Source organism: Methanotorris formicicus Mc-S-70 (assembly GCF_000243455.1).
GTDB classification, from domain to species: domain Archaea; phylum AGJL01; class Methanococci; order Methanococcales; family Methanococcaceae; genus Methanotorris; species Methanotorris formicicus.
Genome location: NZ_AGJL01000023.1, coordinates 16,994 through 28,175 on the forward strand (window position 1 = coordinate 16,994; position 11,182 = coordinate 28,175).

15 protein-coding genes are annotated in these 11,182 nt (G+C 33.3%); 3 read left to right on the forward strand and 12 right to left on the reverse strand.

Features of this window, described 5'->3' with window-relative positions; genetic code table 11:
- Positions 1-131: 131 nt before the first annotated feature.
- A complete protein-coding gene (locus tag METFODRAFT_RS05150) occupies positions 132-1,067 on the forward strand; it encodes a CBS domain-containing protein (protein WP_007044495.1) in 936 nt (311 codons plus the stop codon).
- Positions 1,068-1,084: 17 nt separating this feature from the next.
- On the opposite strand, the gene METFODRAFT_RS05155 is transcribed toward METFODRAFT_RS05150, so the two are convergent.
- From METFODRAFT_RS05155 to METFODRAFT_RS05180, 6 genes are all read right to left on the reverse strand, one after another.
- Positions 1,085-1,375: a phosphoribosyl-ATP diphosphatase gene (locus METFODRAFT_RS05155; RefSeq protein WP_007044496.1), complete on the reverse strand. Its 291-nt coding sequence runs from the start codon at positions 1,373-1,375 to the stop codon at positions 1,085-1,087.
- 16 nt (positions 1,376-1,391) lie between these two features.
- Complete coding sequence (ribH, locus tag METFODRAFT_RS05160; protein WP_007044497.1) at positions 1,392-1,805, reverse strand: 6,7-dimethyl-8-ribityllumazine synthase; 414 nt, start codon at positions 1,803-1,805, stop codon at positions 1,392-1,394.
- A 57-nt stretch (positions 1,806-1,862) separates the two neighbouring features.
- Positions 1,863-2,327, reverse strand: coding sequence for a gamma carbonic anhydrase family protein (locus METFODRAFT_RS05165; RefSeq protein WP_007044498.1), 465 nt, complete (start codon positions 2,325-2,327; stop codon positions 1,863-1,865).
- Positions 2,328-2,329: 2 nt separating this feature from the next.
- Positions 2,330-2,596, reverse strand: coding sequence for a hypothetical protein (locus tag METFODRAFT_RS05170; protein WP_007044499.1), 267 nt, complete (start codon positions 2,594-2,596; stop codon positions 2,330-2,332).
- Between the two features lie 74 nt (positions 2,597-2,670).
- The gene (locus METFODRAFT_RS05175; RefSeq protein ID WP_007044500.1) at positions 2,671-3,120 is read right to left on the reverse strand and encodes a hypothetical protein; all 450 of its coding nucleotides are present in this window, start codon (positions 3,118-3,120) and stop codon (positions 2,671-2,673) included.
- A gap of 58 nt (positions 3,121-3,178) precedes the next feature.
- On the reverse strand, positions 3,179-3,901 hold the full coding sequence (locus tag METFODRAFT_RS05180; protein ID WP_007044501.1) for a KaiC domain-containing protein: 723 nt from the start codon (positions 3,899-3,901) through the stop codon (positions 3,179-3,181).
- Between the two features lie 202 nt (positions 3,902-4,103).
- Between METFODRAFT_RS05180 and METFODRAFT_RS05185 the strand changes: the two genes are divergently transcribed.
- Positions 4,104-5,255: a TIGR04013 family B12-binding domain/radical SAM domain-containing protein gene (locus METFODRAFT_RS05185; RefSeq protein WP_007044502.1), complete on the forward strand. Its 1,152-nt coding sequence runs from the start codon at positions 4,104-4,106 to the stop codon at positions 5,253-5,255.
- 52 nt (positions 5,256-5,307) lie between these two features.
- Here the strand turns inward: METFODRAFT_RS05185 and METFODRAFT_RS05190 are convergent, their stop codons facing one another.
- The 6 genes from METFODRAFT_RS05190 to cofH all read right to left on the reverse strand — a co-directional run bounded on the left by METFODRAFT_RS05190 (position 5,308) and on the right by cofH (position 9,497).
- The gene (locus METFODRAFT_RS05190) at positions 5,308-6,039 is read right to left on the reverse strand and encodes a Nif3-like dinuclear metal center hexameric protein (protein ID WP_007044503.1); all 732 of its coding nucleotides are present in this window, start codon (positions 6,037-6,039) and stop codon (positions 5,308-5,310) included.
- Between the two features lies 1 nt (position 6,040).
- Positions 6,041-6,649 (reverse strand): HemK2/MTQ2 family protein methyltransferase, encoded by a 609-nt coding sequence (locus tag METFODRAFT_RS05195; protein WP_007044504.1) that lies wholly within the window; start codon positions 6,647-6,649, stop codon positions 6,041-6,043.
- 191 nt (positions 6,650-6,840) lie between these two features.
- Complete coding sequence (locus METFODRAFT_RS05200; protein WP_007044505.1) at positions 6,841-7,323, reverse strand: RNA-binding protein; 483 nt, start codon at positions 7,321-7,323, stop codon at positions 6,841-6,843.
- Positions 7,324-7,690: 367 nt separating this feature from the next.
- A complete protein-coding gene (locus METFODRAFT_RS05205) occupies positions 7,691-8,092 on the reverse strand; it encodes a HEPN domain-containing protein (RefSeq protein ID WP_216698821.1) in 402 nt (133 codons plus the stop codon).
- Positions 8,076-8,387, reverse strand: a complete 312-nt coding sequence (locus METFODRAFT_RS05210; protein ID WP_007044507.1) for a nucleotidyltransferase domain-containing protein — start codon at positions 8,385-8,387, stop codon at positions 8,076-8,078. The genes METFODRAFT_RS05205 and METFODRAFT_RS05210 overlap by 17 nt, the downstream gene beginning before the upstream one ends.
- A 30-nt stretch (positions 8,388-8,417) precedes the next feature.
- Positions 8,418-9,497 carry a 5-amino-6-(D-ribitylamino)uracil--L-tyrosine 4-hydroxyphenyl transferase CofH gene (cofH, locus tag METFODRAFT_RS05215; protein WP_007044508.1) on the reverse strand — a complete coding sequence of 360 codons (1,080 nt, stop codon included), beginning with the start codon at positions 9,495-9,497 and terminating at the stop codon, positions 8,418-8,420.
- Between the two features lie 420 nt (positions 9,498-9,917).
- On the opposite strand from cofH, the gene mer reads away from it, so the two are divergent.
- Entirely contained in the window at positions 9,918-10,913 is a 996-nt protein-coding gene (gene mer / locus METFODRAFT_RS05220; RefSeq protein ID WP_007044509.1) for a 5,10-methylenetetrahydromethanopterin reductase, read from the forward strand.
- The last annotated feature ends 269 nt before the right edge of the window (positions 10,914-11,182 follow it).

An 11,182-nucleotide genomic window follows, 5' to 3' on the forward strand; every position in this document is an offset into this window, starting at 1 on the left:
AGCATTACCCACCAAATTTTAATCATTAGTTATCCTAATTGCTATATTAGAAATATTTAGTTAACTATTTATATCATGGTTTATAATCATTATTTATAATCATTTGTCATTTTATATCCGTTGGTGGGATTATGGAACTTACCGTTATTCAAAAAGAAATCCTTCAAGAGTTAATAGCCATATATAAAGAAAAAAATAGGGCTGTTAAAGGAACCGAAATTGCCATAAGATTAAATAGAAATCCCGGAACAATAAGAAATCAAATGCAGGCATTGAGGGCTTTAAACCTTGTAGATGGCGTTCCTGGTCCAAAAGGGGGCTATGTACCTACAAGTGAGGCATATAGAGTTTTAGGTCTTGAAGAGGAAGAAGAAATAATCGTCCCTATTTATAAAGGGAAAGGAAAAGTTGAAGGGGTTTCTGTTATAAAGATTGAATTTGACACAGTTACCCATGAAAAACACTGCTCCTCTAAAATATACATAAGGGGAGATACGAAGAAATTTAACGTTGGAGATGTCTTAAAGATAGGTCCAACATACCACAACAAAATTGTAATTATTGGTAGGGTTGTTGGAAGGGATGATATTAATCACATCCTACTACTTGATGTTATGGGGGTTGCAAGTGTTCCAAATTTACTCGTTGGAGAGGTGGGAATTAAGAAAAAACTCTACTATCTCAAACCAGACGATACTATAAAAGATGCCGCTAAGTTGTTAGCATATAACAACATCAGTGGGGCCCCTGTAATGAAAGGGGATGAACTCGTTGGAATTTTAAGTCTCCACGATGTTGCATTAGCACTTGCAGAAGGAAAGGTTACTGAAAAGGTTGAAAAGATCATGACAAAAAGGCCCATAACAATCCCAGCAAATGAAAAAATATACAACGCCCTCTTAACAATGGACAAGCATGATGTTGGTAGATTGATAATTGTAGATGAAAACAATAAAGTTGTTGGTATTATAACAAGAACTGATATTCTAAGGTTGATTGAAGGAGTTTTGACTCCAAACTCTATAAAGAATTTTCCAAACATTGAGTTAAGTAAATGTAGTTTATAATAAATAACTATAATAAGTTATTTTTTCCTCCTCTCAAACTCTTCCATCAACTCATCAAACTCAATCCCTAAATAGGCGAGTAAAACCATAGTGTGGAATATCAAATCAGCACTCTCATAAATTACCTCATCTTTATTGTTATCTTTTGCAGCCAATACTAACTCCGTTGCCTCTTCTCCAATTTTCTCACATATTTTGTTTACTGCCTTCTTTTTATCATCCGTTGTTAATTTTGCCACATAGGAACCTTCTGGTTTTTCCTCAATTCTTTGTTTAATTATTTCATAAACTTCCCTTAAAACTTCCATTTGCATCAACCTTTTATTATTCTAATGCCTTCAACATCTTAACCATCTTCACAGCCGCTTCAACTGCCCTCTTACCATAATCTATCCTATCCTCTGCCTGCAATCTTGTCATTCCCGGACCGGATATTCCAAGTGTAACTGGTTTGTTGTATTCTAATGCTAAATCTGCTATCTTCCTTGCTGCATTGTGCACAACAATTTCATCATGCTCCGTCTCCCCTTCAATAACACACCCAAGTGTAACAACAGCATCAACATCTTCCTTTTCTAAAAGTTTTTTAACTGCAAGAGGCATGTCAAATGTTCCTGGGACAACGATCTTATACTTTACCTTTGCTCCTAAAAATTCCGCATGTTCCTCTGCAACCTTCTCCATCATGTATGTTATCTCCCTATTAAACTCAGCGATTACAAAAGCAAGATTCACCATCATATCACCTTAAATGTTTTGATGACTTTTTGTTTATGTAATTTATAATATAATTATTTATAGGGTTTTCTTTGCCAAATCAATATATCTCAATGCATTCTCTTTAATGGATTTTATCTCCTCCTCACTCAACTCCCTAACAACCTTTCCAGGAACTCCCAAAACCAAACTATTTGGTGGAATCTCTTTGTTTTGAGTTACTAAAGCATTTGCCCCAATGATACAATTATCCCCAATCTTTGCCCCATTTAGAATTGTTGCGTTCATCCCAACTAAGACGTTATTTCCTATTCTGCATCCATGTACTACTGCTCCATGACCTATTGATACATACTTACCAATTATTGTTGGATAGTTCTTTGAAACATGAATCACACAATTATCTTGGACATTTGAACCTCTCCCAACAATAATCTTATCCAAATCCCCCCTCAATACTGCATTATACCATATACTAACATCTTCTTCAAGTTCAACATCTCCAACAATGGTTGCATTTTTTGCAATCCAAACATTTTTCATTGTTACTCCCCCTCGTAAACTGCCTCTTCAACATTAACAACATGCCCAGATATATCAACATAGTTCTTATTTAACTTTAACCCATCTATTAATGTTTCATATGCCTTCATCATCTTCCCATCATCTTCAAAATACAACAACAAAATCCTCTTAACACCACTATCAAATGGTATCTCTCCGATGACAATACATAAACTCTCAAAATCACACCAAAACTCCCCCATCAAATTCAAATTAATAACGTGGTTATCACCAATTTTTACCCACATGTTACACCCCCCAAATCGCTAAAAAATAAAAATTTAAGATTTAGCATAAATTACCCAAAAAGAAAAAAATAAAATTATAACTCATCCAACAACTTTTTGAGCGTATCTTTAACTTTATTTAATTTTTCCTCAAGGTCTTTAACTTCCTCTTCCAACTTTTTGACTTTCTCCTTTGCAGATATCAATTCCACCTGCGTCCCCAAATCTCCCAAATTCAACTCTCCTTTTTTCAAGAGTCCGTATGTTTCTCTTACAAATTCTCCAGCCTTGGTTTCCCCTTTTAAGTGTTTTCTTATAGTTTGCTCTGTTCTACCAAGTTCTTCTGCTATTTCACTAACTATCATTCCTGCCTTTTCTCTTGCCAAAGCCCCTGCTGCAACTGCCAATGAATCAACCCAGGTTAATTTCTCCACTGGGTCTTTAATAATTTCTAAAACCTTTGGTTGGAGTAACGTCCCAATCAACAACATAGTTTCTAATTGATGAATTTCTTTTCTACTTTTTGGTACTATTGGTACTTCCATAGAAATCCCCCACTTATTTATTATTTTATTTTTTATTGGCAATTATTTAATATTTTTGTTATTTTTTCAAAACTTTATCTGCATGGACAATAATTCCCTTATCAGTTATTTCAAATGGGTGTCTTCTCATAGAGTGGGATGTCCCCCTCATCTTCCAAACGATTAAACTTCTCTTCAACTCCCCATCAATCTCATCCAAATCCAACTTTATAATACCATCAACTGCATGCTCTACCCCAGGACCTCCAAAACCCCTCTCACCAACGGAAATTTGGGACACAAACAAAGCAGTACACCCCAAACCAGCAAGCACCTTCTTTAACAAAAACACCGTCTTCCTTGCCATCATTGGTTTGTTTAAATATAAAGTGGTTACAGAGTCAATCCCAACCCTCTTTGCTCCAATTTCCTCTATTGCCTCTTTCATAACATCTATCAATTCCATCTCATCACTCGGATCCCTAACTATATACTTTTCTCTCTTTGCCGCACTACCTATCCCTGATGTGAAAGCATCTATTATAGCAAATTTTCCTTCTTTTTCATATTTCCGCACATCCCAACCAAATTGTTCCATATTTATTCTAATTTGGACAGGATGCTCCTCCAATGCAATCAAAATTCCTGGTTCATCGTATTCAATACCCCTAAACAAAAATTCCTGGCAAAAAATACTCTTCCCAGTCCCTGGCCCCCCTGAAAGAAGAACAACATTCCTTTCTGGAATTCCCCCATGTAGTATCTCATCCATCCCAGGAATGCCAGTTTTTACCCTATGCATATTATCACCTAATAAAAATCAATACGAAATTAAAGGAAAAACTCTCTACTATATACTTGAGTTTTGCTTATTATTAAATCTTATGATTAGTATTATCCACATTTGCGAATTTTTTGGAATATATTTATACCCAATAAAGTTTCAAATAGATATTAACTGTCCTTAAAATTAAAATAACACTATCCAATAAAATTTCTTGGAGGTGTGTCCGATATCTAACACAAACAGGCATTTTAATATTGGGTTTAGGTTAACGTCAAAAAATAGATACAGTATCTCAAAACTCTATCCATTAATTGGCGGGATATTATTCAAGAACTTTAACGAATTAATCAATAATATTGAACATTTGGATGTTTTAATATATTCGTTCATGACCATGCAGAGAGATAACGTATTGGAAGAGATAAATAAAATAATCCAAACAAAGAAAGAAAAAGAATTGGAAAATCCAATCTTAATTGCAGGCGGTCCCCATCCATCTGGAAATCCAAAAGACACTATAAATATGGGATTTGATTATGTAATTGTCGGAGAAGGGGAAATAACATTACCGAGATTAATAAACAAACTAAAAAAAGAGAAGGTTGAGGAAAGAATTATTATTGGGGAAAGAGTTAGAAATTTAGATGAATACAACAAGATTTATCCAATGACACCGATTGAGATAACGCGAGGATGTCCATTCAACTGCAGATTTTGCCAAACCCCTCAAATTTTTGGGAAAGATGTTAGGCATAGGAGTATAGAGAATATTGTAAAACTTGTTAAAAATATGGGTGATTTGAGGTTTATAACACCGAATGCATTTTGTTATGGTTCAAAAAATGGATTAAAACCAAATATTGAAAAATTAGAACATCTATTAAGAGAGTTAAGTAAAATTAAAAGAAGATTGTTCTTTGGTACATTCCCATCAGAAGTTAGACCAGAGTTTATTAAAAAAGAAACCATTGAACTTGTGGTTAAATATTGCGATAACAAATACCTCCATTTTGGGGCTCAAAGTGGCAGTGATGAAATGCTTAAGTATATAAGAAGAGGACATACTGTAGATGATGTTTTAAATGCAATTGATTTATGTGTTGAATACAATTTAATCCCAAAGGTTGATTTTATCTTTGGATTTCCAAATGAGAATGAGTTCCATAGGAAGGAAAGCATAGAATTGATAAAATACATCATAAAAAAGAATGGGAAGGTTCATGCCCACTACTTCATGCCATTGCCTGGGACTTACTTTGAGAATTCTTCCCCAACACTCCTTGATAAAGAAACACTAAAAATCTTAGGAAAATTGTCACAAAAAGGATTAATTAGTGGTTCTTGGGGATATCAATATATGAAATGTTAATTCAGATTTATTAATATTAACAAATATCCATATTGTTCCTCTAAAATACATCTTAGAAATCCAAACTTATTATTTCACAATCAACTTTATCTTTTAAATAATCCATAAACTTCTTTAATCCATAAACCTCTGTTCCGTAGTGAGTTCCATCAATAACAACAAGCCCCAACTCCTCTGCAAGTATCTTTGAATGATGGGTTAAATCTCCTGATAAATAAACATCCGCCTTCTCTGCAACATACCTAATGGCATCCTGAGACAAACCATATCCAGATAAAACCGCCAATTTGAAATTATTCCTCCCAATATTTCCAACAATAACTGGGTTTTCAACAATATATTTTTTTGTAATATCTAAAAGTTCTTCAAAAGAACCTTCAAAAATCCCCACCCTACCCAAACCATTCTCATAGAGATTTTCAACTTCCTTCAAATTGTACAACTCTACAAGAGCATCATTTAATCCATTTTTGCAGATATCAAGATTTGTATGTGCAGAATATAGAATAATATCATTCTCCATCAGAATTTTTAATTTTTTATAAATAACTCCTGTAAAATTTCTTATTGGATTTTTTAAGATTGGGTGGTGGGTGAAAAGGAAATCAATTCCTTCTTTTTTTGCCTTCTTTACAACATCCAATGAAGGGTCTAATGCAATTCCCAATTTATTAACTTCTTTATTTAAATCACCCCCAACTTGAAGCCCTATATTATCCCCTTCAATTGCCAATTCTTTTGGTGCAAAGTTTTCTATTATCTCTACTATCTCATACGCCCTCATATCATTCCCTCCATGCGGTGATAACTTGTAATTCCTCAAAAGGAAACCTTTTGTATGCCGTTTTTTTAGCTTTAAAACCATGTTTATTGAGCATTTTGATGGTTTTCTCTTCCCCTGTTAAAGAAGATTGAAGTATTTGGATTATTCCATTTTCTTTCAAATAATCCCCAACTTCCTCAATAAACTTATCTAAAACTTCTCTCCCAGTTTTTCCTCCATCAAAGGCATAATTTAACCATCCCTCTACCTTTTCCTCCTCCGATGTTGGTAGATAGGGGGCATTGAATAGAATAACATCAAACTTCCCTTCAACATTCTCAAATAAATCACTCTCAAAAAAGAAGATTTTTTTATTCAATTCCAAATTATTTAATAGAGCATTTTCCTTTGCTATTTGTATTGCATGTGGGTTTATATCAACACCGATAACTTTCTTTGCCCCTTTTTTTGCCGCATTTATTGCCTGAATGCCTGTTCCAGTTCCAACATCTAAAACTAACTTATTTTTCACATCAACCAAATTTTCCATCAATAATTCACTATCCTCACTTGGAATATAAACTTGCGGATGAGTTTTTATGATTATGTCTTTTATTTTCAGGATTTTCATAATCCTACACACTTAATTTTGTTTCTAAGGGAATATGTCGAATGATAGCATCTACCTTACTTAGATAAAATCTTTTTAAAGGTTTAATTAGAGAATCTTAAAATTTCATTTTCCTAACATATTGAGAGGCATTGCCGAGCGAAGCGAGGCAATGCATCCCGTTTTGATGAAACTTTTTCTAAAAGTTTCAATTAGAATTTCCAAATCTCATCCCCTACATAATGAACTGTTCTTATTGCCTTCCCTTTATTTGCCTCCTTCATTGTTTTTCCATCCATCAACGCCTCTCCAACACATAACGGCTTGTTGTGTTTTTCATCAACAACAAAAACTACATCTCCCTCTTTAATATTCTCATCTGCATCAACAATTCCCGGAGCCATCACATCTGCTCCATTTGCCAAAAATCTAACCGCCCCCATGTCAACAACAACTCTTTTTTCTTTTATATCATTATCCAAAAGAACCTTCAATGTTGGATAGAGTTTATTATCTAATCTAACTGCAACTGGTTCATCATCAACCAAAATCATGTCATACTTATCCGTTATCGCTATCTCCACATTTGCCTTTTTTGGAATTATGTCATCAATGTCTGCAAAAAATTTACCTAACTCTTCCCTAATTTGTTTAAGTTCTTTCTTTTTTAAGTAGTATCTTCTCTTTATCTCCAAAGTCCCACCACTGTATAGCCCCTATTTTTAACTTCATTTATTCCAGATGTATTCATAAGATGTATTTTTAAATATTCATCCCCAAATACCATTACCTAAATGGTTAAATTTATATATTGTCTATTGAAATACTTTTATTTTGGAGTAGTTTCAATGAAATATGCAAATTCTATATCATTAAAATAAAGTCTCCACGTCGGGAGACAAAAACCACCTTATTTTAAGCTATTCCCGAGCTGTCCTTTTGGGGCAGTAGGGAGAAGGTCAGTCCCGTAAAAGGGAGCGGGTATCGATGAAGGAGGCGTTCAGATTATCAGATCATATCTTATGAAAGGTTTGAATATATTTGAATGCCTCCTGAAATACCTTATTTATGTAATTCTTTAAATTTGTTTATTATAATTTTAGCCATATTCAAAAATTCTGATGCTTCTTCAATAATTCTTTCTGCTGTTTCCTCATCAACTTGAAATCTTGGTTCATAATCAACCTTATGCCTCATATCAAATGCTTCTTGGTAGTATTTTGAATAAATCTCATCTAAATATCCTTTATTAATAAATTCCAAGCCAAGCATTTTTAAAACACCAGAGTGCTTTTTTGGATGAATATCTTTTATTAACAGCAAAGCCTTTGCAGAGTTGAACATTGCATAGTATGCCCGTGATATTGCCCCTTTATATTTTTTGTTTTTAAATAATATCTCTGCCTCCTCCAAATCTTCCTCTGCTAAATTCAGCAAATAGTCAATATCATCCAATCTCAACACCTTCCTTTAAAATACTTTTGTGGAAAAATGAATCCTTAAATTTTTCAAATTCCTCAGGTGTTTCTACTATTGTAGATATAACTTCCCCATATTTTAAAAGAATCTCTGCACTTAAGTAAGAAATTTCTCTCTGTGGAACATCCCCTATAACCAAAATATCAATATCACTCTCTTCATCGTAGTCCCCTCTTGCATAACTTCCAAACAAAATTATTTTTTTAATTCTATTTTTGTATTTTTTCTTTAAGGTTTTAACAAATTCATTTAAAGCAAGTTTTTTTGTGTCAGTTTTCATATATATCCCAACTGTAATTTTTATTATTATTTAATCCAAAATCTTATATAATGTTGTCCTTTCCTTAGGAATCCTTCCTATTCTCTCTATCATATTTCTTATTTCCCCCACGCTCATACTCACACCATACTCTGCCCCCGCGGCTCTTGAGATATTCTCTTCCATCAATGTTCCACCAACATCATTACCCCCACATTTTAAAGCAATCTGAGCCATCTTTTGTCCCAATTTAACCCATGAAACCTGGATGTTTTTTATATAATCATTTAAAACAATTCTACTAACTGCATAAACCTTTAAATCCTCTATACCAGTTGCTCCTGCCTTTGCCCTCCCCTCTTTGTAAATTGGTGCAAACTTATGCATAAAACTCAAAGGAACAAACTCCGTAAATCCATTTGTTTCCTTCTGAATCTCTTTCAGCAAAAATAAATGCTTAACCCAATGCTTATATTCCTCAATATGTCCATACATCATTGTTGATGTTGTTGGAATACCCAACTTATGGGCAGTTTTTATTATATCTTCCCATTGCTTTGTTGAGATCTTGTATGGGCAGAGTTCCCTCCTCACTTCATCATCAAGTATCTCCGCAGCGGTTCCTGGCATTGAATTTAAACCATTCTCTTTGAGCATTTTTAACGCTTCTTTAACATCAATCCCCGCATTCTCAGCGGCAAAATAAACCTCCATTGGTGAAAATGCATGGATGTGTATGCCCCCATAAGGTTTTGTAACTTCATGAACTTTCTTCAATATCTCTATTTGGAAGTAGGTATCAACCTTAGGATGCAAACCCCCTTGAATACAGACCTCTGTTGCCCCAATCTTTTTAGCCTCTAATGTCCTCCTTGCTATCTCATCAACATCCAAAAAATATGCATTTTCGTCATTTTCATTAACTCTAAATGCACAAAATTTGCAATCCCCCACACAGATGTTTGTAAAGTTTATGTTCCTATTAACAACATAGGTAACAATATCCCCAACTTTCTCTCTTCTCAATTCATCGGCAAACCTCAAAATATCAAAAAACAATTCATCATTTTCAAACAATTCTAAACACTCCCTCTTTGAAATCTCCCTTTCTCTAAATTTTTCTAAATCCATTTAACCACCATGGAAACTTATGGATTAAATTTGATTTTACACTTATGATACACTGTAAAATTTTAAATAAGCATTATTTTTCTTAAATTTTGGAATAGTATCATACAATATTATTGAATTTTAGTAATTATAACAATTTATAATACAAACAATCATACTTTAAACTTTTATTTAATTTTGATTAATTTATCATTTGGTTTTTATTACTTTTTCTTTTATTTTGTCAGTAGTATTTTTAATATATATATTAGAATTTTTAATTTATATTGTAGAGTTTTTTGCCTAATTCAGAAATACATATACTTTATATACTTTTCGATTTAAGTTAAATGGAAAATTAAATTATTAGGTATTGGAAGATAATAGTAATACTAATAGATATCAAAAATTTCGAAATGTAAAAGTTGAAAAGGTGAAAAAATGAAATTTGGTATAGAGTTTGTTCCAAATGAATCAATTCAAAAACTCTGTTACTATGTTAAGTTAGCAGAAGATAACGGGTTTGAATACTGTTGGATTACTGATCACTACAACAACAGAAATGTTTACATGGCATTAACCGCAATTGCTGCAGCAACAAACAAAATTAAGTTAGGGCCTGGAGTTACAAATCCATACGTTAGAAGTCCTGCTATAACAGCATCAGCAATCGCTACATTAGATGAGTTATCAGGGGGTAGGGCTGTTTTAGGTATTGGTCCTGGAGATAAAGCAACATTTGACGCTTTAGGAATTGAGTGGGTTAAACCAGTTACAACATTAAAAGAATCAATTGAAGTTATGAGAAAATTGTTAGCAGGAGAGAGAGTTTCATTTGAAGGAAATGTTGTTAAAGTTGCTGGTGCAGGTTTAGCAATAAAACCACTCCAAGAAAAAGTTCCAGTTTATATGGGGGCTCAAGGACCAAAAATGTTAGAAACAGCAGGAATGATTGCTGATGGAGTCCTTATAAATGCATCAAACCCAAAAGACTTCGAAGCAGCAATTCCATTAATTAAGAAAGGTGCTGAAGCAGCAGGAAGAAGCATGGATGAGATTGACGTTGCTGCTTACGCATGTATGTCAGTTGATAAAAAAGCAGAAAAAGCAAAGCAAGCAGCAGTTCCTGTTGTTGCATTCATTGCAGCAGGTTCACCACCAGTTGTCTTAGAAAGACATGGAATTGACATGGAAAAAGTTGAGAAAATTAGAAACGCATTAAAATCCGGAGACTTCGGAACAGCATTTGGAACAGTTGACGATGCTATGTTAGAGGCATTCTCCATCTACGGAACACCAGAAGAAGTTGCTGAGAAGTGTAAAAAACTCGCTGAGATGGGAGTTACCCAAATCGTTGCTGGTTCACCAATCGGACCAAGCAAAGACACAGCAATTAAATTAATTGGTAAAAAAGTCATTCCAGCATTGAAAGAATAAAAAAATAATATTTTTCTTTTTTAGTTCTTTTTTAATTATTATTTTATTCAGCATCTACGAAAATTATGCCTAATTCTTTGTGATTCAGTTTGGTTTAGTATGATTTTAGTATATTTAATTATTTTGATCTATTATTTTATTATATTTTAATATATTAATGAACCAGCAAAACCAAATAAATAAACATATAAAATTGTAAACTAACATAAAAATAAAATATGATACCACAAGTGGGTTAAAATAATTAACGGTAGTTCCCATCAAATAGA

Excerpts from the sequence above, each read along its gene's own strand:
- METFODRAFT_RS05165 (WP_007044498.1), bottom strand. The coding sequence starts at position 2,327 with ATGAAAAATGTTTGGATTGCAAAAAATGCAACCATTGTTGGAGATGTT.
- METFODRAFT_RS05210 (WP_007044507.1), bottom strand. The coding sequence starts at position 8,387 with ATGAAAACTGACACAAAAAAACTTGCTTTAAATGAATTTGTTAAAACC.
- METFODRAFT_RS05155 (WP_007044496.1), bottom strand. The coding sequence starts at position 1,375 with ATGGAAGTTTTAAGGGAAGTTTATGAAATAATTAAACAAAGAATTGAG.
- cofH (WP_007044508.1), bottom strand. The coding sequence starts at position 9,497 with ATGGATTTAGAAAAATTTAGAGAAAGGGAGATTTCAAAGAGGGAGTGT.
- METFODRAFT_RS05190 (WP_007044503.1), bottom strand. The coding sequence starts at position 6,039 with ATGAGGGCGTATGAGATAGTAGAGATAATAGAAAACTTTGCACCAAAA.
- mer (WP_007044509.1), top strand. The coding sequence starts at position 9,918 with ATGAAATTTGGTATAGAGTTTGTTCCAAATGAATCAATTCAAAAACTC.
- ribH (WP_007044497.1), bottom strand. The coding sequence starts at position 1,805 with ATGGTGAATCTTGCTTTTGTAATCGCTGAGTTTAATAGGGAGATAACA.
- METFODRAFT_RS05150 (WP_007044495.1), top strand. The coding sequence starts at position 132 with ATGGAACTTACCGTTATTCAAAAAGAAATCCTTCAAGAGTTAATAGCC.
- METFODRAFT_RS05195 (WP_007044504.1), bottom strand. The coding sequence starts at position 6,649 with ATGAAAATCCTGAAAATAAAAGACATAATCATAAAAACTCATCCGCAA.
- METFODRAFT_RS05175 (WP_007044500.1), bottom strand. The coding sequence starts at position 3,120 with ATGGAAGTACCAATAGTACCAAAAAGTAGAAAAGAAATTCATCAATTA.
- METFODRAFT_RS05170 (WP_007044499.1), bottom strand. The coding sequence starts at position 2,596 with ATGTGGGTAAAAATTGGTGATAACCACGTTATTAATTTGAATTTGATG.
- METFODRAFT_RS05180 (WP_007044501.1), bottom strand. The coding sequence starts at position 3,901 with ATGCATAGGGTAAAAACTGGCATTCCTGGGATGGATGAGATACTACAT.